The 26141-nt window shown below is 70.7% G+C and carries 21 protein-coding genes and 1 pseudogene; 4 read left to right on the top strand and 18 right to left on the bottom strand.

Annotated elements, in window-relative coordinates; translation table 11 throughout:
- Positions 1-7: 7 nt before the first annotated feature.
- The 12 genes and pseudogenes from OG746_RS16650 to OG746_RS16595 form a co-directional block, all read right to left on the bottom strand.
- Complete coding sequence (locus OG746_RS16650; protein WP_266715393.1) at positions 8-1489, bottom strand: AlkA N-terminal domain-containing protein; 1482 nt, start codon at positions 1487-1489, stop codon at positions 8-10.
- A 164-nt stretch (positions 1490-1653) separates the two neighbouring features.
- Positions 1654-2169, bottom strand: a pseudogene (locus tag OG746_RS16645) (O-acetyl-ADP-ribose deacetylase); the annotation flags it as partial.
- A complete protein-coding gene (locus tag OG746_RS16640) occupies positions 2166-3575 on the bottom strand; it encodes a phytoene desaturase family protein (RefSeq protein WP_266718997.1) in 1410 nt (469 codons plus the stop codon). The gene OG746_RS16640 and the pseudogene OG746_RS16645, both read right to left, overlap by 4 nt.
- Before the next feature lie 24 nt (positions 3576-3599).
- Positions 3600-4508 (bottom strand): inositol monophosphatase family protein, encoded by a 909-nt coding sequence (locus OG746_RS16635; protein ID WP_266715392.1) that lies wholly within the window; start codon positions 4506-4508, stop codon positions 3600-3602.
- 100 nt (positions 4509-4608) lie between these two features.
- Positions 4609-6447 carry a gamma-glutamyltransferase family protein gene (locus OG746_RS16630; RefSeq protein ID WP_266715391.1) on the bottom strand — a complete coding sequence of 613 codons (1839 nt, stop codon included), beginning with the start codon at positions 6445-6447 and terminating at the stop codon, positions 4609-4611.
- 8 nt (positions 6448-6455) lie between these two features.
- Positions 6456-7520, bottom strand: coding sequence for an ABC transporter ATP-binding protein (locus tag OG746_RS16625; protein ID WP_266715390.1), 1065 nt, complete (start codon positions 7518-7520; stop codon positions 6456-6458).
- Positions 7517-8533 carry an ABC transporter ATP-binding protein gene (locus OG746_RS16620; RefSeq protein WP_266715389.1) on the bottom strand — a complete coding sequence of 339 codons (1017 nt, stop codon included), beginning with the start codon at positions 8531-8533 and terminating at the stop codon, positions 7517-7519. Before OG746_RS16620 ends, OG746_RS16625 begins: the two co-directional genes overlap by 4 nt.
- Entirely contained in the window at positions 8530-9351 is an 822-nt protein-coding gene (locus OG746_RS16615; RefSeq protein WP_524540467.1) for an ABC transporter permease, read from the bottom strand. Before OG746_RS16615 ends, OG746_RS16620 begins: the two co-directional genes overlap by 4 nt.
- Before the next feature lie 50 nt (positions 9352-9401).
- On the bottom strand, positions 9402-10355 hold the full coding sequence (locus tag OG746_RS16610; protein WP_323179684.1) for an ABC transporter permease: 954 nt from the start codon (positions 10353-10355) through the stop codon (positions 9402-9404).
- 65 nt (positions 10356-10420) lie between these two features.
- A complete protein-coding gene (locus OG746_RS16605) occupies positions 10421-11989 on the bottom strand; it encodes an ABC transporter substrate-binding protein (protein ID WP_266715386.1) in 1569 nt (522 codons plus the stop codon).
- Between the two features lie 250 nt (positions 11990-12239).
- The gene (locus tag OG746_RS16600; protein WP_266715385.1) at positions 12240-13742 is read right to left on the bottom strand and encodes a sulfatase-like hydrolase/transferase; all 1503 of its coding nucleotides are present in this window, start codon (positions 13740-13742) and stop codon (positions 12240-12242) included.
- A 30-nt stretch (positions 13743-13772) separates the two neighbouring features.
- Positions 13773-15242, bottom strand: a complete 1470-nt coding sequence (locus OG746_RS16595; RefSeq protein WP_266715384.1) for an MFS transporter — start codon at positions 15240-15242, stop codon at positions 13773-13775.
- 55 nt (positions 15243-15297) lie between these two features.
- On the opposite strand from OG746_RS16595, the gene OG746_RS16590 reads away from it, so the two are divergent.
- The gene (locus OG746_RS16590) at positions 15298-15945 is read left to right on the top strand and encodes a TetR/AcrR family transcriptional regulator (protein WP_266715383.1); all 648 of its coding nucleotides are present in this window, start codon (positions 15298-15300) and stop codon (positions 15943-15945) included.
- Between the two features lie 36 nt (positions 15946-15981).
- Here OG746_RS16590 and OG746_RS16585 read toward each other — a convergent pair whose 3' ends face one another.
- Entirely contained in the window at positions 15982-16383 is a 402-nt protein-coding gene (locus OG746_RS16585) for a cold-shock protein (protein WP_266715382.1), read from the bottom strand.
- Between the two features lie 207 nt (positions 16384-16590).
- Here OG746_RS16585 and OG746_RS16580 point away from each other — a divergent pair, with 207 nt between their 5' ends.
- Positions 16591-17250: a hypothetical protein gene (locus tag OG746_RS16580; RefSeq protein ID WP_266715381.1), complete on the top strand. Its 660-nt coding sequence runs from the start codon at positions 16591-16593 to the stop codon at positions 17248-17250.
- 1 nt (position 17251) lies between these two features.
- Here the strand turns inward: OG746_RS16580 and OG746_RS16575 are convergent, their stop codons facing one another.
- The 5 genes from OG746_RS16575 to OG746_RS16555 form a co-directional block, all read right to left on the bottom strand.
- Entirely contained in the window at positions 17252-17977 is a 726-nt protein-coding gene (locus OG746_RS16575) for an aspartate/glutamate racemase family protein (protein ID WP_266715380.1), read from the bottom strand.
- Between the two features lie 59 nt (positions 17978-18036).
- On the bottom strand, positions 18037-19527 hold the full coding sequence (locus OG746_RS16570) for an NCS1 family nucleobase:cation symporter-1 (RefSeq protein WP_266715379.1): 1491 nt from the start codon (positions 19525-19527) through the stop codon (positions 18037-18039).
- A gap of 296 nt (positions 19528-19823) precedes the next feature.
- Positions 19824-21335: an NCS1 family nucleobase:cation symporter-1 gene (locus tag OG746_RS16565; protein WP_266715378.1), complete on the bottom strand. Its 1512-nt coding sequence runs from the start codon at positions 21333-21335 to the stop codon at positions 19824-19826.
- A 122-nt stretch (positions 21336-21457) separates the two neighbouring features.
- Positions 21458-22480 carry a TIGR03842 family LLM class F420-dependent oxidoreductase gene (locus OG746_RS16560; RefSeq protein ID WP_266715377.1) on the bottom strand — a complete coding sequence of 341 codons (1023 nt, stop codon included), beginning with the start codon at positions 22478-22480 and terminating at the stop codon, positions 21458-21460.
- Positions 22481-22633: 153 nt separating this feature from the next.
- A complete protein-coding gene (locus tag OG746_RS16555) occupies positions 22634-23515 on the bottom strand; it encodes an oxygenase MpaB family protein (protein ID WP_266715376.1) in 882 nt (293 codons plus the stop codon).
- A 249-nt stretch (positions 23516-23764) separates the two neighbouring features.
- On the opposite strand from OG746_RS16555, the gene OG746_RS16550 reads away from it, so the two are divergent.
- On the top strand, positions 23765-24985 hold the full coding sequence (locus OG746_RS16550; RefSeq protein WP_266715375.1) for an MFS transporter: 1221 nt from the start codon (positions 23765-23767) through the stop codon (positions 24983-24985).
- 276 nt (positions 24986-25261) lie between these two features.
- The gene (gene purU, locus OG746_RS16545; protein ID WP_266715374.1) at positions 25262-26116 is read left to right on the top strand and encodes a formyltetrahydrofolate deformylase; all 855 of its coding nucleotides are present in this window, start codon (positions 25262-25264) and stop codon (positions 26114-26116) included.
- The last annotated feature ends 25 nt before the right edge of the window (positions 26117-26141 follow it).

Genomic DNA, 26141 nt, shown 5'->3' with positions numbered 1-26141 from the left:
GCATCCCTTACGTGGGAAGGAAGTTGATCGGGTGGCTGTCCGTGGCCCACAGGTACTGGGTCGCGTACGCGCGCCAGGGCCGCCAGGCCGCCGCCCGGGCGGTCAGCGCCGCCGGGGTGTGGGGCAGGCCCAACTCCTGGGCGGCGCGGCGCATTCCGAGGTCGGTGGGCAGGAACGCGTCCGGGTCGCCGAGGGCGCGCATGGCGATCGCCTCGATGGTCCAGGGGCCGAATCCGGGCAGCTCGGCGAGCCGGGCGCGGGCCTCTTCCCAGTCGGACTCGGGGCCCAACCTCAGTTCCCCGTCGGCCAGTTGGCGTACGAGGGTGGTGAGGGTCGTGCGGCGGCTGCGGGGCAGCGCGAGCGACTCCGGGTCGAGGGAGGCGAGGTCCTTCGGGGACGGGAAGAGGTGGGTGAGGCCGCCCTCGGGGTCGTCGACGGGTTCGCCGTGGGCGAGGACCAGGCGGGCGGCGTGGGTGCGGGCGGCGGCCGTCGAGACCTGCTGGCCGAGGACCGCGCGGACCGCGAACTCGGCCTCGTCGACGGTGCGCGGCACTCGGCGGCCGGGCGCCTTGTCGACGAGCGGGGCGAGCAGCGGGTCGGTGCGCAGCTGCTCGTCCACGGCGACCGGGTCCGCGTCCAGGTCCAGCATGCGGCGGCAGCGGCTGATGGCCACGGTGAGGTCGCGCTGGTCGGTGAGGATCAGGCGGCAGGCGACGTACGTGGCCGTGGACACGGTCGGCGGGGTGAGCGTCGCGATGCCGTGGCCGTGCGGCAGGCGGAGGGTGCGGCGGTAGGAGCCGTCGCGCCACTCCTCGACGCCGGGTACGGCCGTCGCGGCGAGGTGGCCGAAGAGGTTGTCGGGGTTGAGGGGTGCGCGGAAGGGGAGCCGGAGCGTGATCGCGCCGGCCACGGTGTCCGCCTCCCGCTGCGGCCTGCGGGCGCGCAGTTCGCTCGGGGAGAGGGCGTAGACCTCGCGGACCGTGTCGTTGAAGGTCCGGATCGAGGCGAAGCCGGATGCGAACGCGACTTCGGAAAGCGGGAGTTGGGTGGTCTCGATCAGCAGGCGAGCCGTCTGGGCGCGCTGCGCGCGGGCCAGGGCGAGCGGGCCGGCGCCCAGCTCGGCGAGGAGCTGCCGCTCGATCTGGCGGGCGCTGTAGCCGAGGCGGCGGGCGAGCCCGGGGACACCGTCGCGGTCCACCACACCGTCGCCGATGAGGCGCATGGCGCGGGCGGTGAGGTCGGCGCGGGCGTTCCACTCCGGGGAGCCGGGGGTGCTGTCGGGGCGGCACCGCTTGCAGGCCCGGAATCCGGCCTGCTGGCAGGCGGCGGCGCTCGGGTAGAACCGCATGTTGCGGGGCTTGGGCGGCACGACCGGGCAGCCGGGGCGGCAGTAGATGCGGGTGGTGACGACGGCGGTGAAGAAGACGCCGTCGAAACGGGTGTCCTTGGCCTGTACTGCGCGTACGCAGCGATCCGTGTCGGTGTGCATGTGACTAGCGTCGGGCATGGTGGGCGGGTTGGCTGGCGAGAATGCGACATCGACGTCGGACGTCCCTACGTCTCGGGGCTCCGCCCCGGACCCCGCGAGTCTCGTCCCAGAGCGGGGCTTGATTTGCCCGAGCCGCTCGAATGGCCACCGTCGCTTGATAGGGCACGATCGAACGCCTCACGCGCTCGATCGTCGAAGACCACGAACCTGATCTCCTCCACGCCCGCCGGACAGGCGTCCCGGACCGTCTCCACCGCGATCCGTGCTCCGTCCTCCAGGGGCCATCCGTAGATGCCAGTGGAGATCGCCGGGAACGCCACCACGCGTGCGTGGAGCTCGTCCGCCGCGCGGAGCGACTCGCGGTAGCAGGACGCGAGGAGGTCGGAGCGGTCCTCCGTTGTCGACCAGCGGGGGCCCACCGTGTGGATGACGTAGCGGGCCGGGAGGCGGCCCGCCGTCGTCGCGACCGCCTGGCCCGTCGGCAGGCCCTTGCCGTACTGCGAGGCCCGCAGCGCACGGCATTCGGCGAGGATCTCGGGGCCGCCGCGACGGTGGATCGCGCCGTCCACTCCCCCGCCGCCGAGCAGCGAGGAGTTGGCCGCGTTGACGATCGCGTCCACCTCTTGCTCGGTGATGTCGCCCTGGACCAGCACCAGTTGAGGGTTGTGACGAGCGGTCATGACGCGCGCAGCCTCCTCCACACCGCCTTCGCGGCATTGTGCCCCGACATCCCGTGGACTCCCGGCCCCGGTGGGGACGCCGACGAGCAGATGTACACGGCGGGGTGCGGGGTGGTGTACGGGAAGAGGGAGAGCTTCGGGCGCAGGAGGAGCTGGAGGCCGCTGGCCGCACCGGAGGCGATGTCGCCGCCCACGTAGTTGGCGTTGCGGACCGCGAGTTCGGGTGGGCCCGCCGTCGCGCGCGCGAGGACCAGATCCCTGAACCCCGGTGCGAAGCGCTCCAGTTGACGCTCGATGGCGTCCGTGAGGTCACCGTCCCAGCCGTTCGGCACGTGCCCGTACGCCCAGAAGGTGTGCTTGCCCGCGGGTGCGCGCGTGGGGTCGGCGACGGTCGGCTGCACCGTGATCAGGAACGGCGCGTCGGGGCCGCGGCCCTCGCGCGACGCCGCGTTCAGCGCCCTGCCGATGTCCGAGCGGTACGGGCCGACCTGCACCGTCCCCGCGGTCCTGGCCTCCTTCGCGGTCCACGGCACCGGCCCGTCGAGCGCGTAGTCGACCTTGAAGACGCTCGCCCCGTACCGGAAACGGTCGTAATAGCGGCCGAGCCCGGCGATCCTGGCGACGGCCGTCGGCGACGTGTCGAAGATGTAGGCGCGGGCGGGCGGCAGGTCGTCGAGCCGCTTCACCTCGTAGTCGGTGTGGACGGCGCCGCCGAGGTCCCTCAGGTACCCGGCGAGCGCGTCGGAGATCGCCTGGGAGCCGCCGCGCGCGACGGGCCACCCGCGCGCGTGGGCGGCGAGCGCGAAGACCAGGCCGATCGCGGAGGTCGCGAAGCCGCCGAGCGGCGCGATGACGTGGGCGACGAGGCCCGAGAGCAGGGCGGGGGCCTTCTCGTCGCGGAAGCGGCGCATCAGCCACGTCGACGGCGGCAGGCCGACGAGTCCGAACCGGGCGAGGGTGACCGGGTCGCGGGGCAGCGCGCTGAGCGGCAGCGACATGAAGTCCCTGACCAGGGTGTCCCAGTGCGGGAGCAGCGGTTCGATCAGGCGCCGGTACGTGCCCGCGTCGCGCGGGCCGAACGATGCCGCGGTCTCGGCGACGGACCGGGACAGTATGGCCGCGCTGCCGTCGGGGAACGGGTGCGCCATCGGCAGTTCGTGCTGGACCCAGTCGAGGCCGTACCGGTCCAGGGGCAGGCCCCTGAACGCCGGGGAGTTGATGCCCAGGGGGTGCGCGGCCGAGCACGGGTCGTGGCGGAACCCGGGGAGCGTCAGCTCCTCCGTGCGGGCGCCGCCGCCCACCGTGCCCTCGGCCTCGAACACGGCAACGGAGAAGCCGCGCCTGGCCAGTTCAACGGCTGCGGTCAGCCCGTTCGGCCCCGCACCCACCACGACGGCATCGAGCATCGACGGCACCTTCGGACTCCTTTGTCAGCCGATGGCCACTCCCAGGACAGGATATGCCGGGCCACCCGACGACTCCGCAGTGCGGGTCAGCCTGCCAGCAATCCCGCCACGCGCCGGGTGGTGTCCGCGTCCCGCGCCGCCGTGAACGGCAGCGCGTTTCCGCCGCGGATGTGCGCCGCCGGCCTCCTCGACCAGAAGGATCCCGGCCGCGTGGTCCCAGGCCAGCTCCCAGCCGAACGCGATCGCGTCGACGGTGCCGCGGGCGATGCCCAGGTACTCCAGGCCCGCGGAACCGCACGGGCGCGGCGCGACGCCGTCCGTGCGCAGGCCGAGGAGAGAGCGCTTCTGCTCGTCGGTCGTGAAGTCGGGGTGCGAGGTCGCGACCCGCAGGTCGGTGCCGGGCGCCGGGGGTCCGGCGTGCAGCACCTCTCCGTTGAGCCGCGCGCCCCGGCCGCGGACCGCCACGGCCATTTCGTCGAGCGCGGGCGCATACGTCCAGGAGGCGAGCACCACGCCGTCGAGCGCGAGGGCGACGAGGGTGCAGAAGCCGGGGTCGCCGTGCACGAACTGGCGGGTCCCGTCGACCGGGTCGACGATCCAGACCGGGGCGGTGCCCTGGAGCGCCTCGTAGGAGCCCGGGTCCGCGGCGACCGCTTCCTCGCCGACGACGACGGAGCCGGGCAGCAGGGCGGCGAGCTCGCGGGTGAGGTACTCCTCGGCGCGCTTGTCGGCGACCGTCACGAGGTCGTGCGGTGCGCTCTTCTCTTCGATCTCGTCGGCGGCGAGCTGCCGGAAGCGCGGGGTGATCTCGGCTGCCGCGGCGGCCCGGACGATGTCCTCGACGCCGGTCACGAGCTTGTGGTTGATGTGCGTGTTCAGAAAGTCCTCTGTGGTCGGAAAGTCTTCGATGCTTTCCGTCTTCGTTTCGATCATGTCTCCATGAGAACACAGCCCACTGACAACGCCCTCACGGCAGGTGAACGGCGGGCGACACCTCGAAGACATCCGGGTGCCGCCCACCGTCCGTGACGGGTCAGCGACCGACCGCGTAGCCCTGCATGCCGCGCGGGTTCGCCGCCGCCGACAGGACGCCGGTGCGCGGGTCCCGGGCGACGGCGCACAGGCGGCCCTCGGACCAGGCGTCGCCGACGGTCACGTCGTGGCCGCGGCGGCGCAGCTCGGCGACGACCTCCTCGCCGATCCGCGACTCGACGGTGACCGATCCCGGCCGCATGCCGCGGGGGAAGAAGGAGCCGGGGAACGAGTCGTTGTGCCAGTTCGGGGCGTCGATGGCGCCCTGGAGGTCGAGCCCGCCGCGCACCGTCCCACGCAGCGCCACCGCCAGGAAGAAGTGCACCTGCCACTGGTCCTGCTGGTCGCCGCCGGGCGTGCCGAAGGCCATGACCGGGACGCCGTCCTTCAGGGCGAGGGACGGGGTGAGCGTGGTGCGGGGGCGCTTGCCGGGCGTGAGGGAGTTCGGCAGGCCCTCGTCCAGCCAGGCCATCTGGAGGCGGGTGCCGAGCGGGAAGCCCAGCTCGGGGACGACGGGGTTGGCCTGGAGCCAGCCGCCGGAGGGCGTGGCGGCGACCATGTTGCCCCAGCGGTCGACGATGTCGATGTGGCAGGTGTCACCGCGGGTGGCGCCGTTCGCGGACACCTCCTCGTCCGCGGTGGACTTCTGCACGGTGGGCTCGCCCGCGCCCGCGACGCCCATGGCGTCGAAGCCCTCCTCACCCGCGGCGACCGCGTCGGCGTGCGCGCTCAGGCGCGGCTCGGCGCCCAGCGGGCTGCCCGGACGCAGCTCGTGGGAGGCCTTCTCCGGGTCGATGAGGGCGCGGCGCGCGGCGTTGTACTCGTCGGAGAGCAGCGTGTCCACGGGGACGTCGGCCGCGTCGCCGTACCAGGCCTCGCGGTCCGCCATCGCGAGCTTGCAGCCCTCGACGAGCAGGTGGACGTAGTCGGCGGACCCGTGGGCGGGCAGCTCGGGCGGGAGCAGGGCGAGCTGCTGGAGGAAGGCGGGGCCCTGGCTCCAGCCGCCGGCCTTGCACAGCGTCCAGCCGTTCCACTCGTACGTCGCCGGGGCCTCGTAGGACGCCGACCAGCCGGCGAGGTCCTCGGCGGTCAGCGTGCCGACGTGCCGCTCGCCGCTGGTGTCCTTCGTGGGCCGCTGCGACTGGCGGACCAGCGCCTCGGCGATGAAGCCCTCGCGCCACACCTTGCGGGCGGCCTCGATCTGGGCGACCCGGTTGGCACTGCCGGCGCCGCCGGCCTCCTCGGACTCGGCTATGACGCGCTTCCAGGTGGCGGCGAGCTTCTGGTTGCGCAGCAGCTCACCGGGCTTGGGGGACTTGCCGTCGACCAGGTAGACCTCGGCGGACGAGGCCCACTCGGTCTCGAAGAGCTCGCGTACGGTCTCGACGGTCTCGCCGACGCGCTCCACGGGCGCGTGCCCGTCCTCGGCGTACCCGATGGCGTACTTGAGGACGTCGGCGAGGGTCTTGGTGCCGTGGTCCTTCAAGAGGAGCATCCAGGCGTCGAACGCGCCGGGGACGGCGGCCGCGAGGGGTCCCGTACCGGGGACGAGGTCCAGGCCGAGGGACTTGTAGTGCGCGACGGTGGCTCCCTCCGGTGCCCCGCCCTGCCCGCACAGCACCTGCACCTCTCCCCCGGTCGGCGCCAGGATGATCGGCACCTCGCCGGCGGGCCCGTTCAGGTGCGGCTCCACGACGTGCAGCACGAAGCCCGCGGCGACGGCGGCGTCGTAGGCGTTGCCGCCGTCCTCGAGGACCGCCATCGCGGACTGGGAGGCGAGGTAGTGCGTGGAGGACACCATGCCGAAGGTGCCCTGCAGGGTCGGGCGGGTCGTGAACAAGGAAGCTCCTAGCGGGAGGCGGTGCGGGTGCTGGGGATCGTACGAGACGCTGTCGACAGTTCGTCCGGCGGTGCGGCCGCGTCCGGGGCCGTGCCGTCGTCGCCGACGAGGTGGCAGGAGACTTCCCGGCCGCCCTCCAGCGTGCGCAGCGCCGGGATTTCGGTGCGGCAGCGGTCGACGGCGAGCGGGCAGCGCGTGTGGAAGCGGCAGCCGGCGGGCGGGGCCAGGGGGCTGGGCAACTCGCCGCTGAGGACGATGCGTTGGCGGCTGCGCTGCGTGGTCGGGTCGGGAACGGGCGCGGCCGAGAGCAGCGCCTGCGTGTAGGGGTGCTTCGGGTCCGCGAACAGCTCCTTCGTGGGCGCCTGTTCGACGATCTGGCCCAGATACATGACGGCGATCCGGTCGGCGAGGTACTCGACGGCCGCGAGGTCGTGCGTGATGAACAGGCAGCCGAAGCCACGGTCGCGCTGCAGGTCGGCGAGGAGGTTGAGGACCGAGGCCTGCACGGACACGTCGAGCGCGGAGGTCGGCTCGTCGGCGATCAACAGATCCGGCTCGACGGACAGCGCGCGGGCGATGGAGATGCGCTGGCGCTGGCCGCCGGAGAGCTCGTGCGGGTGCCGGTCGGCGTGCTCGGGGCGCAGCCCCACCTGGTCGAGGAGTTCGGCCACACGCGCGCGTGCCGCCTCGCCCTTCGCGATGCCATGCAGCTTGAGCGGCTCGGCGACGATCTGGCCGACGGTCATCCGCGGGTCGAGCGAGGACGAGGGGTCCTGGAAGACCAGGTGGAAGTCCTTGCGCAGCGGCCGCAGGGCGCGCCGCGACATGGTGGTCACGTCGGTGCCGTTGATGCGCACGGTGCCGCCGGTGGGATCGTCGAGGCGGACGGCGCAGCGCCCGACGGTCGACTTGCCGCTGCCGGACTCGCCGACGAGGCCGACGACCTCGCCGCGCCCGACGGTCAAGGAGACGCCGTCGGCGGCGCGCACGGTGCCGGTGGATCCCGCGAAGTGACGTTCCAGGTCGGTGAGTTCGAGGACCGGTGTGCTCTGACCGGGCTTGTCGGGGCTCATGAAGCGGTCTCCTGGAGGGTGTGCGGGTGCCAGCAGGCGGCGCGGTGCGGGGCGTCGGCCCCGGCGTCCGCGGCGACGGCCTTGAGGCCGGGACGGCTCGACGTACAGGTGTCGTCGGCGCGGGCGCAGCGCGGCGCGAAGGTGCAGGCCTCGGGCTGGGAGTCGAGGCTCGGCACGAGTCCGGGGATCTCGGGGAGCCGCCGCTTGCCCTCGCCGCCGGGCCGCAGCACGGCGGAGAGCAGCCCGCGCGTGTACGGGTGCTTGGGGTCGGCGAACAGCTCGTGCACCGGCGCCTGTTCGACCGGCCGGCCCGCGTACATGACGAGCACCCGGTCGGCGGTGTCGGCCACCACGCCGAGGTCGTGCGTGATGAGGACGATGGCGGTGCCGAGCCGCTCGCGCAGCGCCTGGAGCACCTCCAGGATGCCCGCCTGCACGGTCACGTCGAGCGCGGTCGTCGGCTCGTCGGCGATGAGCACCGCCGGGTCGCAGGCCACCGCGATGGCGATCATGACGCGCTGGCGCATACCGCCGGACAGCTGGTGCGGGTACTCGTCGACGCGCTCGGCCGGCGCGGGGATGCCCACGAGGTCGAGGAGTTCGACGGCACGCGCGCGTGCCTGCTTCTTGTTCAGCCCCTGGTGGCGGCGGAGTACTTCGCCGATCTGCCGCCCGATGGTGAGCACCGGGTTCAGGGACGTCATCGGCTCCTGGAAGATCATCGCGATCTCGTTGCCGCGGATCTTCCCGTACGCCCTGTCGTCCGCGCCCGCGAGCTCCTTGTCTCCGATCCGGACGGAGCCGGTGATGTGCGCGGTGGGCGGGAGGAGTCCCATGACGGCCATGGAGGTGACGGACTTGCCGCAGCCCGACTCCCCCACCACGGCGAGCACTTCACCGGCGCGCAGGTCGAAGGAGACCTGGTCGACGGCGTGCACGGTGCGGGTGTCGGAGCGGAAGGACACCGACAGGTCCCGGACGCTGAGGACTGGTTCGGAGGTCTCAGAGGTCATCGGGTCGCTCCACGGGGGTCGAGGACGTCGCGCAGGCCGTCGCCGAGCAGGTTGAACGCCAGCGTCGCAGCGACGACCGCGAGGCCGGGGAACACCGCCATCCAGGGCGCGGGCGCGAGGAAGGACTGGGCGGACGACAGCATCACGCCGAGGGACGGCTCGGGCGGCTGCACGCCGAGGCCGAGGAAGCTGAGCAGTGCCTCGCCGATGATGGCGGTGGGGATGCCCACGGTGGCCTGCACGATCAGCGCCGAGGTGGCGTTGGGCAGGATGTGCCGGAACAGGATGGTGCCGTCGCCGCCTCCGTTGGCGACGGCCGCGGCCACGTAGTCCACGTGCTTGAGGCGGAGCGTCTCGGCGCGGGAGATCCGGATGACGGCCGGGATCTGCGAGATGCCGATGGCGATGGTCGCGTTGGTGAGCGAGGGGCCGAGGACGGCGGCGAGGCCGACGGCCAGGACCAGGAAGGGGAAGGCGAGCATCGTGTCGGTGACGCGGGACACGACGCTGTCGGCGAGCTTGCCGTAGTACCCGGCGAGCAGGCCGAGCGGGACGCCGACGACGAAGGCGAGCACGACCGCGAGCACGCCGACCTGCATCGAGGCGCGGGCCCCGAACACGACGCGGGACAGCTGGTCGCGCCCGAGGTCGTCGGTGCCCAGCCAGTGCGCCCAGCTCGGCGCGGCGAGCACGTCCTCGAAGTTGGCGCGCGCGGGGTCGTACGGCGCGACGAGCGGTGCGAACAGCGCGGCGAGCACGAAGACCGCGGCGATGACGGCGCCGGTCATGGCGAGCTTGTTCTTGCGCAGGGCGCGCAGCTTGCCGCTCTTGGCGGCACGGGCCCGTATTCCCGTCAGGGCGAGGGTGGTCACCGGGCACCTCCGAGCCGGATGCGCGGGTCGATGACCGAGTACGCCACGTCGACCAGCAGGTTGATGAAGATGTACGCGAACGACGTGCACAGCACCACGCCTTGCAGCGTCGCGTAGTCACGGGTGAAGACGGCGTCGATGGTGAGCTTGCCGAAGCCGGGGAGCACGAAGATCTGCTCGGTGACGACCGCGCCGGAGATCAGGTGGCCGAGCTGCAGGCCCAGCACGGTGACGACGGTGACGAGCGAGTTGCGCAGCGCGTGCCCGCCGACCACCTCGCGGCGCGAGAGGCCCTTGGCGCGGGCGGTGCGCACGTAGTCCGCGGAGAGCGAGTCGAGCATCGCGGCGCGGGTCTGGCGCATGACGACGGCGGCGAGCCCGGAGCCGAGGACGATCGCGGGCAGCACCATGCGGCGCAGGTTGTCGATCGGGTCGGTGCCGAACGGGACGAACCCGGAGGCCGCGAAGACCGGCACAGCGATCGCGAAGGCGAGGACCAGGACGATGCCGAGCCAGAACGTCGGCACCGAAAGACCGAGCAGCGCAAGGGCGTTCGCGATCCACTCGGCCGTCTTGCCGCGCCGCACGGCGGCGACGACACCGGCGCCGACTCCCAGGACGATCGCCAACAGCAGGGAGAGCGCGGCGAGTTCGAGGGTGACGGGCAGTGCCTGCGCGATGGCGTCGGAGACCGGGAGACCGGTGCGGGAGGAGTTGCCCAGGTCGCCCTGGAGCGCGTGCCCGATGAACCGGCCGTACTGGACCACGATGTTGTCGTCGAGCCCGTACGAGGAGCGGATCGCGGCCAGCGCCTTCGGGCTGCGCTCCTCACCGGCGAGCGCGAGCGCCGGGTCGCCGGGCAGCGCGCGGATGCCGGCGAACACGACGATCGACACGAGGAACATCGTGATGACGGACTGCCGGATGCGGGTGAGGACGTACTTGGCCATCGGATGCCCGGCGAGCAGCCCGGACTTCTTCAACGTGGCCTTCTTTGCGGCCACTTGAGCGGTCGTCACTTGACGTACCCCGCATCCTTGACTCGGACGAGGCCGTCGCCGTAGACGTGCAGACCCGCGACGTCCTTCCCGGTGACGACGTAGTTCTTCTGGCGGTAGAGGTAGATCAGGGTGTGCTCGGCATTCACCTTGCGGATCAGCTCGGCGTAGATCTTGTCGCGCTCGGCGGGGTCGGACTCGGTGCGGCCGCGCTTGATCAGCTCGTCGATCTCGGGGTTGCCGAGACCGTAGGCGTTCATCGCGCCCTTGGTCTGGAGGAAGCTCGCGATGTTGCCGTCCGGGTCGAGGCGTCCGGACCAGCCGCTCTGGAAGGCCTGGTACTGCCCGTTGTCGGTCTCCTCGAGCATGGTGGCGTACTCGGTGGGGCGCAGCGTGAGGGCGAACCCGGCGTCCTTGACCATGGCCTGGATGACCTGGCCGATGCGACTCCACTCGGGCGTCGTGGGGATCTTCAGCTCCACGTGCACGGCACCCTTGACGCCCGCCGCCTTCAACAGCCGCTTCGCCTTGGGGACATCGCGCTTCGGGCACTGCGAGGCCTTGACGCCGGGCGCGATCGCGGACGCCGGGGACATCGGGCCGCAGGCGGGCTCGTACATGCCCTGGAACGCGACCTTGTTGATGAGGTCGCGGTCGATGGCCAGCTCGAAGGCCTCACGGACGCGAACGTCCTTCGCCATCACCGTGTCGACCTTGCCGGGCGCCTGGCCGAGGCCCTTGACGTTGCCGACGTTGATGCCGATGCCCTGGTAGCCGAGCGAGGGCGAGTTGAAGAGCCGCAGCTTGTTGTCGGTGAGCGCGCTCTTCACGTCGACCGGGACCATCTGGTCGCCGATCTGGACGTCGCCGGAGCGCAGGTTGGCGAGGCGGACGCTGCCGTCGGGGATCGGCTTGTAGATCACCTTGTCCAGGTGGACGTCCATGGCGTCGTAGTAGTTCGGGTCCTTGGCGACCACGATGCGGTCACCGCCGACACGCTCGACGAACCGGTAGGGACCCACGCAGGACGGGTGGTTGGTGAAATTCTTGCCGTACTTCTTGAGCGCGGTCGGCGACATCACCATGCCGGAGCGGTCGGCGAGCACCGCGGTCAGCGGCACGTACGGCTGCTTCAGGGTGAGCTTCACGCTGTACGGGCCCGTGGCCTTCGCCGACTTCAGCGGGCCGAGCTCGGTGGCGCGGGCGGAGCCGGCGAGGTCGCGGTGGCGCAGCAGGGAGGTGACGACGGCGTCGGCGTTCAGCCTGGTGCCGTCGCTGAACCTGGCGTCCTTGCGTACGTCGAAGGTGACGGTGCGGCCGTCCTTGGAGACCTCGGGCTCGTGGGTCGCGAGCTGCGGCACGACCTTCCCCTGCTCGTCGACGTCGTAGAGCTTCTCGCACATGCCCGCGAAGACGGTGCGGCCCACGAGGGTCTGGGCGAGGGTCGGGTCGAGCTTGTCGGGGTCGGCGTTGAGGGCCACGGTCAGCGTTCCGCCGTCACGGACCGGGCGGTTGTCGGTCATCCGCTCCCCGCCCACCTCCGTGGCCGAGGACTGCAGGGAGCCGCAGGCCGACAAAGTGGACATCGCCAGGACAATTGCCGTCAGGGCAACCGCTTTTCGGCGCACGAGGGCTTACCTCCGCCAAGAGATGAGGGGTGGGCGATCGGTGAGCGATCAAGGAATACGGCAGAACGTATTTCGCATACAGTCCGCACACAAGAGGGTTGTCCGGGATCCGGACAACCCTTGGTGAAGATTGGATAAACACGAGCGGCAAATGGGGCGTGAGCTCACAGATTGCCCACAGCTGCCGGACCACCCACTGCCGCGCAGGTCAGCTCAGCGGAGCGAAGTCCTCCCCTTCCACCTCGCGCAGCTTCCCGAACCGCTCCCTGAGCTCCGCCCGGCGTGCCCGGTCCATGGCGAGATTCACCAACTCGCCCGGATCCTCCTGGAGGTCGTACAGCTCGTGGTCGTTGTCGTCGAAGTCGGCGTCCGGGCCGTAGAGCATCGTCGAAGGCTCCGGCTTCTCGCCCAGGTCGGCGGGGAGCCCGCCGCCGACGCCGAAGTAGCGGGCGTACTTGAACCGGCCGTCGAACATGCCGCGCACCGCGTACCGCGTCCGCTGGATGCGGCGGGTGTGCGTGGCCTCGTGCGCGAACAGCACGTAGTCGCGCACGGATGCCCGCGGGTCCCGGAACACGGGCGTGAGGTCCACTCCGCGGAACGAGTCGGGCGCGGGCACCCCCGCGAGCGCGCAGATCGTCGAGGCGAGGTCGACGTGCGAGGCGAGGGAGTCGCTGACCGTACCGGGCCGGGTCGTCCCCGGCGCCTTCACGTAGCAGGGCACGCGCATGATCTCGTCGTAGACGAAGGGCCCCTTGGAGCGCAGGCCGTGGCCGCCGCACATGTCGCCGTGGTCGGACGTGAAGATGACGATCGTGTCGTCCCAGCCACCGGACTCCTCCAGGGCGCCGAGGACCTTCCCCAGGGACTCGTCGGCGAGGCGGTGCAGCTGGGCGTAGTAGTCGAGCTGGCGCAGCCACGCGCCCTTGTCGGCGGGGTCGATGCGGCCGTACAGGCTGTGCTGCTGGTCGTGGCGCCACTGCCGCTGGGTGTCCGGCTTGGTGTGCAGATCGTCGTCGAAGTTCGCGGGAAGCTCGCTGAACACCTCGTCGTAGGGCTGCTCGTACGGCGGAATCGCCTGCCCGCCGCCCCAGTCGCCGTCGAGGAACTGACGGATGAACTCCATGGTCCGAGGGTGCGCGCGCTGGTACTCGGGCTGGTCGACCGGGTACCACATCACGTCGTGCGGGTTGACGAGCGCGACGGTGAGGAACCACGGCTCGTCCGCCTGGGCATTGCGGCGCAGCCAGTGCGCCGCGTTGTTCGCGATGACCGGGTCGAAGTGCACTCCGGTGCCCGCGAGGCCCATGAAGTGGTGGTCGTTGCCGTCCCAGTCCCCGTAGCCGTACGCCTCCATGTCGGGCCGCGCAGAGCGGGACAGATGCCATTTGCCGATGTACGAGGACCGGTACCCGGCCTGCCGCAGCGCGCCGCCGATCGTGGTGACGGACGGGTCGAGCTCGGGCTGCCAGGGGAAGATGACGTTCTCGGCGACCTGGTGCTGGGTGACGTACTGGCCCGTCATCATCGTGGCCCGCGAGGGTGAGCAGGGCGAGGAGTGCGTCCAGTAGTTGGTGAACTCCATGCCTTCGGCGAGCAGCCGCTCGCGCCACGGGAGTTCGACCGTGGCGGGGAGCCAGTCGCGTTGGCGCTCCTGGTCGGAGACGACGAGGAGGATGTTGGGGCGCTTTCCACCTTCGGGTTGCTGCATGTCAACCTTCCTTGTACGCAAGGGAGTTGGTCATGGCGCGGCTTCGACGGTGCCGGTCTCGCGCGGGGCGGCGCCCACGCCGCCGGTCGCCGGGGTCCGCCCGTGCCGCATGAAGACGGCGACGAGCAGGGCCAGGGCGGCGGCGCCCGCCGCCACCAGGAACGCGGAGACGTACCCCGACTCGGCGTAGAGGATCTTGTCGCCCGCCACTGATCCGTCGAGGACGTGCTGGGCGAGTACGGCGCCGAGCACCGTGACACCCGTGGCGTTGCCGAGGTTGTTGGCGACGCCCATCATTCCGGCACCGACGCCGGTGTGTGTCGCGGGCACGGCCTCGACGACGAGGTTCGACACGGACACGAAGAAGAAGCCGAACCCGACGCCCGCGAACAGGGCCGCGAGCAGGATGTGCCACACCTCGGTGTGCAGTACGGACAGGAGCGCCGCGCCCGCGGCGAGGCAGCCGAGCGCGATCACGAGGCCGGTGCGCGGCGCGTGCCGGCGCGCGAGCAGCCCGCCGAGCGGACCGCTCACCGCGCTCAACAGTCCTTGTGGCACAAGGAAGATGGCGACACCGAGCGGCGCCATGCCGAGTCCGAACCCGGTGCCCTTCGGCGTCTGCACGAGCTGCGGCAGCGTGAGCGCCTGCCCGCCGATCGCCACGGACCCGCCGAACGCGGCGAGCAGCGTCCAGCGCAGCCCGGGCCCCGCGAGCAGCCGCAGGTCGATCAGCGGATACGCGGCGCGCAGCTCGCACACCACGAACAGGGCGAGCAGCAGGCACGCGCCGACGGCCACCGCGATCAGCCGGGCCGAGCCCCACCCCCAGCGGCCGCCCTGCCCCACCGCGAGCAGCACTCCCGCGGCGCCGCAGCCGAAGAGCAGTCCCCCGGCCACGTCCACGCGCCGCCGGAGCCGCACCCCCGACTCCGGGAACGTGGCGACGACGAGCGGCGTGAGCACCACCGCGTACAGCAGGCAGAACCAGAAGATCGCCCGGAAGCCGAAGGCCTGCGTGAGCACCCCGCCGACGACCGGTCCCACGATGACGCTGAGCCCGATGCCGGTGGTGATCGCGCCCATCGCCACCGGCACGAGGCGCACCGGGAACACATCACGGATCAGCCCGTACGCGGCAGGGGCGATCACCATCGCGATGCCCTGCACGGCCCGCCCGGCGAGCAGCACGGGGAAGTTCGGCGCGAGGGCGCACACCAGCGAGCCGACCGCGAAGGCGCCCGCCGCGCACACGATCACCCGCTTCTTGCCGTGCCCGTCGGCGACCTTGCCGAGCAGCGGCTGCGCCACCACCCCGACGAGGCTCACGACGGTGAGCGTCCAGCCGATCGACGGGGTGCGGAACTCGGCCGCCATGTGCTGCAACGCCGGGTAGACGAGGGCGAGTTCGAGCGCGACGACCTCGGTGAGCAGGATCAGCGGGACCAGCCGCAGGACGTATGCGGCGGTGCTGCGGCCTTCGAGCCTGGACGTGTCGGTCACGGTGACGTCTTAACGCGCTTGCGTTAAACAAACAAGACAACCGACACTCTTCGCCATGGACCCCGCGACGGCCCCCGCGAACGGAACAAGACGCCGCCTCATCGACGTGGCGGAGCGCCTCTTCGCCGAACAGGGCATACACGCCACGTCACTTCGGGAGATCGCCGCGGCGGCGGACCAGCGCAACACGTCCGCGGTCGCCTATCACTTCGGCACGAAGCACAAGCTGATCGAGGCGATCTACGAGGACCGGCTCACCGCCACCACGGCGCGTCAGCTGGAGCTGCTGGACGCGATCGACGCGCAGGGCCGGGGCAAGGAACTGCGGGCGCTCACCGGGGTGTTGGTGCGTCCGATGGTCGAGCGCCTGGAGGATCCCGGGCGGCCCAGCTGGTTCCTGCGGTTCGTCGTCAACGCCATGTACGTCGAGGGCATCGCGCCGAACGACCTCGGGGCGCATCCGTGGACGCGCGGCCTGCTGAAGCTGCACTCCCGGATCACGCACTGCATGCCCGAACTCCCGGATCGCGTAAGGGAGAACCGGTGGGAGTTCTTCATCGGTCTGCTGCTGCACACGCTCGCCCAGCGGGAGCGGGTGCTGCAGGCCGGAGCCGACCTCGGCGAGCAGCGCCTGCTCGCGGCCGACCTCGTCGACGCGGGGGTGGCGGTGCTCACCGCCGAGGTGTCGGACACCCCGTGGTGATCAGCCGTCCAGTGGCGATCACCTGTCCAGTGGCGATCAGCTGTCGACCCACCCGTGCTTGCGGCCGCTCTGCACCAACTCCCGGCGGATCGCCAGGATCTGCTCACCCGTCAGCGAGGGCGCCGAGCGCAGCAGCAGCTCCGTGACCTCGTTCGTGAACTCGTCGACGCGCAGCACATCGCAGAGCACGTCGTCGCCCTCGGCCGCGTGCCGGCCGGGCGTGGGGGCCGAGGCCCCCTCGGCGAGCTGCACCGACGAGGCCTTGGGCCCGCGGTCGCCCTCCTCGATGTCGAAGGAGACCTTGAGACCCGTGCGGATGTACGACTCGGGGATCAGGAGGTCGTTCACATGCAGGAAGACGTCCTCGCCGCCGTCGTCCGGCGCGATGAACCCATAACCACGCGCTCCGTCGAAGCGCACCACACGACCAGCAGCCACGCCGACCCCCAACCACCTCGGCGGGCCCAGTGCCCGCAGCCTCCAACAACGTTTGCGGATCCTACCGGTCCGCCCCCGTGTTCCCGCGGACCTGCCGCAGCGACGCCCCAGCGTGATGTCACGGTGACGGAAGTGGCGGTATCCGCACACAGCAACTCATGTGAGACTGACCGTCCCCCGTCCACCCTGACGTAAGGGACGTACGCCGTGCGGTCTCTCCCGCTGCCGGTCACCCTGGCCGCCCGCCTGCTGCCCGTCGCCGTGCTCGCCTGCGCGGGCTGGGCCTATTCGGGCCCCATGGCGGAGCAGTCCGCGAGCAAGGACCACTCCGAGTCGGCGCCGCAGTCGTCCTCGGCACCCGACGAGCCCGGTGAGTCCGTGGCCTCGAAGACTTATCAGCAGCCCCCGGCCCCCTGTGAGGCGCTGCCCACCTCGACGGTCAAGTCCCTGGTGCCGGACGCCAAGACGGCGGGCAAGGAGCTGTCGGCCACCGACGAGTCGGTCCGCCGCGGCTGCTCGTGGAGCGCCCTGAAGGGGTACGACTACCGCTGGCTCGACGTCTCCTTCGAGATGAAGGACTCCGACGACCTGGCGAAGAAGGCGTTCGCGGCCGGGGACGGCGAGAAGCGGACCAGCCCGCTCAAGGGCCTCGGGGACGAGGCGCGTGTGACGAGCTCGCTCACGACGAAGGACAAGCAGGACACCCGCGAGTCCGTCGTGACGGTCCGCACGGGGAACATGCTGCTGACCGTCACCTACAACGGCAGCGACTTCGAGTCGAAGGGCGCGCCGTCGAACGACACCGTGATCAGAGGCGCCCGCAAGGCCGCCGGGGACGCGGCGGCCTCGCTCGGCAAGGGCTCCTGAGTCAGCCCTGGCGGGGCGGCCAGTTCTTGAACGTCTTGGGGCGCGGCGGCGCGTACGTACGCACCTTCGACGTGGTCAGGCCCATCCGGACGAGTGACTCGGCCACGGTCACGGCCGCCGCGACACCGTCGACGACGGGCACGCCCGTGCGCGCCTTGACCTCGTCCGCGAGGCCCGCCATGCCGCCGCAGCCCAGGCAGATGACCTCGGCCCGGTCGTCCTCTACGGCCCGCGCGGACTGCTCGACGATGGCCTTGACCGCGGCGTCCGGATCGCGTTCGAGGTCGAGCACGGCGAGGCCACTGGCGCGTACGGAGGCGAGGCGGTCGGTGAGCCCGGCCAGCTTGAGGCGGTCCTCGATGAGCGGCACGGCCCGGTCGAGCGTGGTGACCACGGAGTACTTGTGGCCGAGGTACTGGGCGGTGCTCGCGGCGGCCTCCGTGATGTCGACGACCGGAACGTCGAGGAGCTCCTGGAGCCCCTCGCGGCCGTGCTCTCCGTAGCCCGCCTGCACGACGGCGTCGAAGGGCTCCGGGTAGGCGCGGACCGTCTCCATGACGGCGATCGCGGCCAGGTAGCTCTCGTAGTTGCCCTCGCAGGAGTCGGGGCCGAACGCCGGGGTGAGCGGCACGATCTCGGTGCCCGGCGAGGCCACGGCCCTGGCCTGCGCACCGATGCTCTCGGTCATGTCCTCGGTGGTGTTGACGTTGCAGACGAGAATGCGCATGGCGGGCTACAGCTTTCTTCTTGTTGTGCTTCTAGTTGTGCTGAGTTGTGGGAGCGAGGTCAGGCGGCGGGAACGGCGATCTCCTCGCCGTCCACGTCGTTCGCGGTGCGGCTGCGGTCCGCGACGGCGACGTAGAGCAGCGCGGCGAGACCGGCGCCGATGAACCAGGAGAACCCGGAGAGCGACTTGAACGCGGGCACGAGGGCGATCACGACCGCGACGGCGGCGGAAGGGGCGAACGCGCCGACGGCCCGCAGGTGGAACCCGGAACGGTAGTGGTAGTCGCCGTCGACGGCATCGGTGTAGAGGTCGGGCACGTTGACCCGCGTCTTGCGCACCAGCCAGTAGTCGGCCATGACGACACCGAAGGCGGGGCCGAGCAGGGCGCCGAGGCCGCCGAGGAAGTAGTTCACGACGGTCGGGCTGTTGTAGAGGTTCCAGGGCAGGATGACGAGCCCGATGACGGCGCTGACGATGCCCGCCTTGCGGAAGTTCAGCTTGCGCGGGAACAGGTTGACCAGCGTGTAGACGGGCGCGACGAAGTTCGCGAGCAGGTTCACCGCGATGGTCAGGACGATGAAGGCGAGCGAGGCGAGGACCATCAGCGGGGTGCTCGGGATGGTCGCGACGATGTCCTCGGGGCCGGAGATGACCGCACCGTTGATCTTGAACTGGCCGCCGGAGAGCACGACGACGATGCCGGCGAAGAAGAGCATGTTGAGCGGGATGCCGACCAGGTTGCCCGCGACGATGGCGCGGCGGCTCTTCGCGGAGCGGGTGAAGTCGCAGAAGTTCAGGACGAAGGTGCCGTAGATGACGACCCAGAGCGCGGCGGATTCCAGGATCTGCCGCCAGGCGTCGAGCCCGGTGGGCGCGGAGCCGGTGGAGACCGCGATGGACATGTCCGCCTTGACGAAGATCCAGGCGGCGAGCGCGCACATCGTGATGAGGATGGTGGGCGCGGCGAACGCCATGTACTTGCGGATGAGTTCCATGCCGTAGCTGACGATCACGACCTGGATGACCCAGAGGGTCAGGAAGGTGATCCAGCCGAGGGTGGACAGGCCCAGGATCGAGTTGTGGTCGAGCGAGGCGGCGCCGGGCGCCAGCTTCTTGATCACGGCGCCGAGCACGACGGCGGCGAGATACGTCTGGATGCCGAACCAGGCGATGGCGACGGCGCCGCGCACGGCGGCGGGGATCTGCGCCCCGCGGGTGCCGAAGGCGATCCGGCTCATCACCGGGAAGGGGACGCCGGTCTTCTGGCCCATGTAGCCGGAGAGCGTGAGGAGCCCGAAGAGCAGGGCGGAGGCGACCGCGAAGGCGATCAGGATCTGCCAGACGCTGAGCCCGAGCGCGAACAGGCCCACGGCGAAAGCGTAGTTGCCCAGGCTGTGCACGTCGTTGCCCCACAGCGTGAAGACGTTGTACGCGCCCCAGCGGCGCCCCTCCTTCTTGGTGGGGGCCAGATCGGGACTGTAGAGACCTGGACTGGTGCGGGCGGGCCCGTCGACACCGGCGGTGGGGGTCTGTTCGTGCACGGCAGCCATGACGCGCTCCTGGATGTCCACATTTTCCGCGATGAGGAACTTGGTTTCCTCTTGGCGGGAAGACGCTACGGGCCAGTTTTGCGGTAATCAAGAGGCGTACGCGAAGAAAACACCGATTCCTCACGGGTGAACTGACCGCCCAATTCGGGCATTTGGCGATCCGCACACGCGTCGGACCCGCACTCCCGGTTTGGTATACCAAACCTGATGGAGTACGGGTCCGTCAATGAGCCAGGTCACAGAATCTGGATCGGAAAAGGACGCACGGGGAGGTGCAGAGGGTGGTGCGGGGCCGCTCAGTCCCGCCGCTGCCCCGCCATCAACACCGTGTACAGCACGAGCGATGCCGTGAGGCCCACGGCCCAGCCGTAGTCGGCCAGCGGTTTGAGGAAGGGGATCAGTCCGTCCACGGGGAACGGCCCCGCCTTCTCGCCCTTGGCGTTCACCGTCGAGTACGAGCCGCCGACGGCCAGCACGCCCCCGACCGCGAAGGCGAGGACGGCGCGCCAGTTCCAGCCGCCGCGGTACCAGTAACGCCCGTCCCGTACATACAGATCGGCGAGGTGCAGCACCGTCCGCCGCACGATCCAGTAGTCGGCGATCAGGATGCCCGCGACCGTGCCGAGCAGCCCGCCGACCAGGCCGAGCCACGTGAAGATGTACAACTCCGGCGTGGACGTGAGCTTCCACGGCATGACGAGGACACCCAGCACGCCCGTGATGATCGCGCCGGCGCGGAAGCTGATGAGCTTCGGGGCCAGGTTCGCCAAGTCGTACGCGGGGGACACCACGTTGGCCGCGACGTTCACCGAGATCGTCGCCACGAACACGGTGATCAGTGCGAAGAGCAGCCCGAACACGTTGTCCGTCTTGCCCGCCAGCGCCACCGGGTCCCAGATGGGCACCCCGTAGACCTTCTCCGAGCCCGCCGTCACCAGGACCGACATCAGCGCGAACAGGGTCATGGTCGTCGGCAGGCCCAGGGTCTGCCCCCAGACCTGCGCCCGCTGCCCCTTACCGAAGCGCGTGAAGTCCGGGATGTTCAACGACAGCGTGGACCAGAAGCCGATCATGCCCATCAGGCCGGGGAAGAAGACCTTCCAGAAGTCCGGGCCCCAGCCGACCTTCGACGGCTCGTGCAGCAACGGACCGAAGCCGCCCGCCTTGTTGGCGATCCACACCAGCAGCACCACCGCTCCGACGAGCACGAACGGCGCCGCCCAGTTCTCGAAGCGGCGCAGCGTCTCCATCCCCCGGTAGATGATGGCGAGTTCGAGGACCCAGAAGACAAAGAAGCAGAGCCAGAGGGTCCACGGATAGCCGCCGACCTCGGCCGCCCCCGTCCACCCTCCGAAGATCTTCCCGAGGAGTACGAAGATCCCCTGGCCGCCGATCCACGTCTGGATGCCGAACCAGCAACAGGCCACCGCGGCCCGCACCATCGCGGGCAGATTGGCGCCGCGCACACCGAAGCCGGCCCGCGCCAGGACCGGGAAGGGGATGCCGTACTTGGGCCCGGCGTGCCCGGTCAGCAGCATGGGGGCCAGGACGATGACGTTCGCCAGGGCGATGGTGAGGACCGCCTGCTTCCAGTCCATGCCCAGCGCGACGAGCCCGGACGCGAGCGTCCACGACGGGATGCAGTGCGCCATCCCGATCCACAGGGCCACGAAGTTGTACGTGGTCCAGCGGCGGTCGGCGAGCGGGACCGGGCGCAGGTCCTCATTGGCGTAGGGGCTGTCGGCCGGATAGGCGTCGGCGGCGAGCTCCACCGCGGGCAGGGGCGCTCTCGGGGCAGTGTCGGTCATGGGCAGTCCGTTCTGATCAGGGAGACGGGAACAGCGGCCGTGCGGGTACGGATGCCGTCAACTGCCTTGCCTGGTACGGGTGTTGCGCACGCTCGATCGCGGGCCGTGTCATCCGTTCAGCGTTATCCGTTCAGCGCGGGGATCACGTCCCTGCCGTACGCCTCGATCACCGCCTCCTTCGCGTCGTGCATGGCGTACACGGCGAACTGGTCGACGCCCAACTCCCGGAGCGCTTCCAGCCGTTCGAGGTGTGCGGCGGTCGGGCCGAGCAGACAGAAGCGGTCCACGATCTCGTCGGGCACGAACGCCGTGTCCGGGTTCCCGGAGCGGCCGTGGTGCGCGTAGTCGTACCCCTCGCGCGCCTTGATGTACTCCGTCAGCGCGTCCGGGACCATGCCGGAGTGCGCGCCGTACCTGGCCACCAGGTCGGCCACGTGGTTGCCGACCATGCCGCCGAACCAACGGCACTGCTCACGGGCGTGGTCGAGCGCGGCCGGTGTGTCGACCTCGGTGACGTACGCGGGCGCGGCGACGCAGATCTTGACCGAGGCGGGGTCGCGGCCCGCCTCCTTCGCGGCGTCCCGCACCGCCTTGATCATCCACTCGGTGAGGAACGGGTCGGCGAGTTGGAGGATGAACCCGTCGGCCTCCTCGCCGGCCATCTTGAGCGCCTTGGGCCCGTACGCGGCCATCCAGACGGGGAGTTCGGCGCCCTCGCGCACCCAGGGGAACCGGACGACCGAGCCGCCGCCGAGGTCCGCCTCGTCACCCCGGCCGAGCGCGCGGATGACCTTCATCGCGTCGCTGATCCGGGCGAGCGTGTTCGGCTTGCGCCCGGCGACCCGCATCGCGGAGTCGCCGCGCCCGATGCCGCACACCGTGCGGTTGCCGTACATGTCGTTGAGCGTCGCGAAGGTCGAGGCGGTGACCTCCCATGTGCGCGTGCCCGGGTTGGTGACCATCGGGCCCACGGTCAGCCACTCGGTCTCCGCGAGGATCCGGCTGTAGATGACGAACGGCTCCTGCCACAGCACGGCCGAGTCGAACGTCCACCCGTACGTGAAGCCGGAGCGCTCCGCGCGTTTCATCAGATCCACGACCGCGGAGGCGGGCGGGTCGGTCTGCAGGACGAGTCCGAAGTCCATGGGGAGCCCCTCGTGTTCGAGTGCCGAGTTCCGGGTGCCGAGCCGCCATTGAAAGCCACAAGCCTGGACTTCCCACGGAGGCTTGGCAAGAGGCCCGCCCGATGAGTTCTACGCGCGTCCATCATCTGTCCCCGCGTCCGTCACCCGCATCCGTCACCCGTGCGAGTGCCGGGCCTCCTGCGCGGGCTCACGGCCGGGGAACGTGCCGAGGTCGGCGATCCGGTACCCGTTCGGATAGCCGCGCACCGTGCTGCTGTCCCGGCCGTGCTGCGGTGTGCCGCGCGCCGGAAGGAGGCGGACGAACCGGCCGCGCATCCTGAGCCCGCCGCGCACCACCCGCTCGACGGTCGGGTTCGGGTCCTTGTAGCCGAACGCGGCGCGCAGCGGAGGGTCCATCAGACAGACGGAGGCCCGGCGCGCGGCGGTGCCGAGCGGGCCCGGGTACCAGGACGCCATCAGGTCGAGGGTCGCCTCGGAGACCGCGTGCCCGCCCGGGTCGTACGCGAAGTGGCGGCGCTCGTAGTCGTCCATGAGGCGCTCGAACTCCTCGTACGTCTCCGGGATGTCCTTGATGTTCATCCGCCGGCCGAGGTCCCGGTAGTAGTTGGTCGCGGCGCGCACCTCGCGCGGCGAGTACGGCCGCCACGCGTAGGCGTCCATCCAGCGTTTGGGCACGACGACGAAGGTCGAAAGGACGTAGCGGTAGTCGTCGTTGGAGATGTCGTAGGCGCCGTGCATCCGGTTCATCCGGCGCACCGCCTCGCGCCCCTCCCCCACGTCGGGACCGTGCTCGCCGACCGCGTCGAGGATGAGCACCGTGTCGTCGTACCGCTTCTGCGCGCGCTCGGTGAACTCGCCGGTCCGGCCGAGGAGTTGACCGATGCTCGGCACCGCGTACGTCCGGTAGAGGGCGAACCCGAGGGCCTGCATGGTGTCCCAGGGGAACTCGTACGACGAGCTGATGCCGTAGATCTCGTGGTAGTCGGTGTCGGGATCGAGCCGGCTGATCTGTCGGATCCAGTGGTCGCGCCGCACGCTGGTCCTCCCTGGGCCTTGACGCACGACAGGGCCGTGTCCCCGACGTGCCCGCCGCCCCACCTTCGTACGGCTGCCTTCAAGGATCAAGACCGACGACGCCCGGTCACGGGGCGCGGGGTGACCGAGGTCACGGGGACGCGCGGGGCGATCGCGGAATGCGCGGGTCCGTCCTGCTGCTGCACGAGTTGTCGGCCGATCCCTGTCCCAGGGACCGGCCTCCCCGTTCTTCGAAAGGCTTCCTGCACCATGCCGCTGGCCCTCCTGGCCCTGGCTGTTGTCGCGTTCGGCATCGGCACCACCGAGTTCGCCACGATGGGGCTGCTGCCCCAGATCGCCGACGGCATCGACGTGTCGGTGCCGCACGCCGGCAATCTCGTCTCCGCGTACGCGCTCGGTGTCGTCGTCGGCGCCCCCGTACTGACCGGCATCGGCGCGCGCATCCCCCACAAGCGGCTGCTGCTGCTCCTGTCCGGCCTGTTCGTGATCGGCAACGTCGCGTCCGCGCTCGCCCCGAACTTCGGCCTGCTCTTCGCCGCGCGTTTCCTCGCGGGGCTGCCGCACGGAGCGCTGTTCGGTGTGGGCGCGGTCGTCGCGTCCCGGCTCGTCACGCCCGACCGGGCCGCGCGCGCCGTCTCGAAGATGTTCCTCGGGCTCACCGTCGCGAACATCATCGGCGTCCCGGCGAGCACGGCCCTCGGCCAGCACCTGGGGTGGCGCTCCGCCTACTGGGCGGTCGCCGTCATCGGCGGTGCCGCCCTCGCGGCGCTCGCCCTCTTCGTCCCGCACCAGCCGCGCGGCGGGCAGAGCGGGATCCGGCACGAGCTGCGGGCGATGGGCAACCGGCAGGTGCTGATCGGCCTGGCCACGGCCGTGGTCGGATTCGGCGGCTTCTTCGCCGTCTACAGCTACCTGGTGCCCATGCTGACGAACGTCACGGGCATCTCCGACTCCTCGACCACCCTGGTCCTCGCGCTCTACGGCGTCGGCATGACCCTGGGCACGCTGATCGCGGGCCCGCTCACGGACCGCGCCCTGCGCCCGACCCTGTACGCGGGTCTCGCCCTGCTCGCCGCGGCGCTCGTGGCGTTCTACTTCGCGGTCCACAGCACGGTTCCCGCGCTCATCGTCATCACCCTCGTCGGAGCGCTGGGCTCCCTCATCACGACGCCCGTGCAGATGCTCCTCATGGCCAAGGCGGAGGCGGCCCCGACGATGGCGGCCGCCTCCAACCACTCCGCCTTCAACCTCGCCAACGCGGGCGGCGCCTGGCTCGGCGGCCTGTCCATCTCGGCGGGCTGGGGTTGGACCTCCCCCACCCTCGTGGGCGCGGCCCTCGCCCTCGCCGGCCTCGCACTGGCCTTCGCGGGCGGCGCCATGGACCGCGGCACTCGCCGGTCCGACGTGGTCGCTTCGTCCGGGGCCGATTCCTCGGAGCAGGCCGACCAGGTCACACTGACGAAGCCGTGACGGCGACTCGGGAGCCCCTCCACCCCAGGTACCGACACGTCTCTCGCGGCATATGCACACCGTGCCCGGCCCGACCGGTGAACTCCCGCTCGGTGACGACGAGTTCACCGTGGACGGCGCCTCGAACGCGAGTCGAGGAGGCACAACCTGGACCGCTCACCGACCGGCGACAACCCGGCTCGTGGCAGGCCCTGGCGCACGTATGAAAAAAATGGACACCGCGGCTTGGGTGGCCTCGGCTCATCACGCGACGGACCCCACGCATCGGAGACGCCCATGCCCGCCGAGCAGTACGTCCTCACGCTCTCCTGCCTCGACAAGCAGGGCATCGTGCACGCCGTGTCCAGCTACCTGTTCATGACGGGATGCAACATCGAGGACAGCCAGCAGTTCAGCGATCACGACACGGAGCGGTTCTTCATGCGGGTCGCCTTCAGTGCCGAGGCGCCCGTATCCGTCGAGAAGCTGCGGGCCAGCTTCGGTGCCATCGGTGACTCGTTCCGGATGGACTGGCAGATCCACCGGGCCAACGACCGCATGCGGATCGTGCTGATGGTCAGCAAGTTCGGGCACTGCCTCAACGACCTGCTGTTCCGCTCACGCACCGGGGCGCTGCCGGTGGAGATCGCCGCCGTCGTCTCCAACCACCCGGACCTGGGCGATCTCGTCGCCACGTACGGAGTCCCCTTCCATCACATCCCCGTGACGAAGGACACCAAGGCCGTCGCGGAGCAGCAGGTGCTCGACCTGGTCGAGGCGGAGCAGGTCGAACTGGTCGTGCTCGCCCGCTACATGCAGATCCTCTCCGACCACTTCTGCAAGCAGCTCAGTGACCGGATCATCAACATCCACCACTCCTTCCTGCCGAGCTTCAAGGGCGCCAAGCCCTACCACCAGGCGCACGCCCGCGGGGTGAAGCTGATCGGCGCCACCGCGCACTACGTGACCGGTGACCTCGACGAGGGGCCGATCATCGAGCAGGAGGTCCGCCGCGTCAGCCACGCCGTCACTCCGGAGCAGCTGGTGGCCATCGGCCGCGACGTGGAGGCCCAGGCGCTGGCCCGGGCCGTTCAGTGGCACAGTGCGCGCCGTGTCCTGCCCAACGGGCACCGCACCGTCGTCTTCGCCTGACCGCGCCACCGTGCCCGATCGGTCG

It is taken from the genome of Streptomyces sp. NBC_01016, from assembly GCF_026341035.1.
In the GTDB taxonomy this organism is placed as follows: Bacteria; Actinomycetota; Actinomycetes; order Streptomycetales; family Streptomycetaceae; genus Streptomyces.
The sequence above is the reverse complement of the archived record's forward strand: the minus strand, read 5'-3'. Positions and strand labels throughout refer to the sequence as shown.

Bases quoted from the DNA above. Each gene is read 5' to 3' on its own strand.
- OG746_RS16650 (WP_266715393.1), bottom strand. From the start codon at position 1,489: ATGCACACCGACACGGATCGCTGCGTACGCGCAGTACAGGCCAAGGAC.
- OG746_RS16640 (WP_266718997.1), bottom strand. From the start codon at position 3,575: ATGCTCGATGCCGTCGTGGTGGGTGCGGGGCCGAACGGGCTGACCGCA.
- OG746_RS16635 (WP_266715392.1), bottom strand. From the start codon at position 4,508: ATGATCGAAACGAAGACGGAAAGCATCGAAGACTTTCCGACCACAGAG.
- OG746_RS16625 (WP_266715390.1), bottom strand. From the start codon at position 7,520: ATGAGCCCCGACAAGCCCGGTCAGAGCACACCGGTCCTCGAACTCACC.
- OG746_RS16620 (WP_266715389.1), bottom strand. From the start codon at position 8,533: ATGACCTCTGAGACCTCCGAACCAGTCCTCAGCGTCCGGGACCTGTCG.
- OG746_RS16610 (WP_323179684.1), bottom strand. From the start codon at position 10,355: ATGGCCAAGTACGTCCTCACCCGCATCCGGCAGTCCGTCATCACGATG.
- OG746_RS16605 (WP_266715386.1), bottom strand. From the start codon at position 11,989: ATGTCCACTTTGTCGGCCTGCGGCTCCCTGCAGTCCTCGGCCACGGAG.
- OG746_RS16600 (WP_266715385.1), bottom strand. From the start codon at position 13,742: ATGCAGCAACCCGAAGGTGGAAAGCGCCCCAACATCCTCCTCGTCGTC.
- OG746_RS16590 (WP_266715383.1), top strand. From the start codon at position 15,298: ATGGACCCCGCGACGGCCCCCGCGAACGGAACAAGACGCCGCCTCATC.
- OG746_RS16575 (WP_266715380.1), bottom strand. From the start codon at position 17,977: ATGCGCATTCTCGTCTGCAACGTCAACACCACCGAGGACATGACCGAG.
- OG746_RS16570 (WP_266715379.1), bottom strand. From the start codon at position 19,527: ATGGCTGCCGTGCACGAACAGACCCCCACCGCCGGTGTCGACGGGCCC.
- OG746_RS16565 (WP_266715378.1), bottom strand. From the start codon at position 21,335: ATGACCGACACTGCCCCGAGAGCGCCCCTGCCCGCGGTGGAGCTCGCC.
- OG746_RS16560 (WP_266715377.1), bottom strand. From the start codon at position 22,480: ATGGACTTCGGACTCGTCCTGCAGACCGACCCGCCCGCCTCCGCGGTC.
- OG746_RS16550 (WP_266715375.1), top strand. From the start codon at position 23,765: ATGCCGCTGGCCCTCCTGGCCCTGGCTGTTGTCGCGTTCGGCATCGGC.
- purU (WP_266715374.1), top strand. From the start codon at position 25,262: ATGCCCGCCGAGCAGTACGTCCTCACGCTCTCCTGCCTCGACAAGCAG.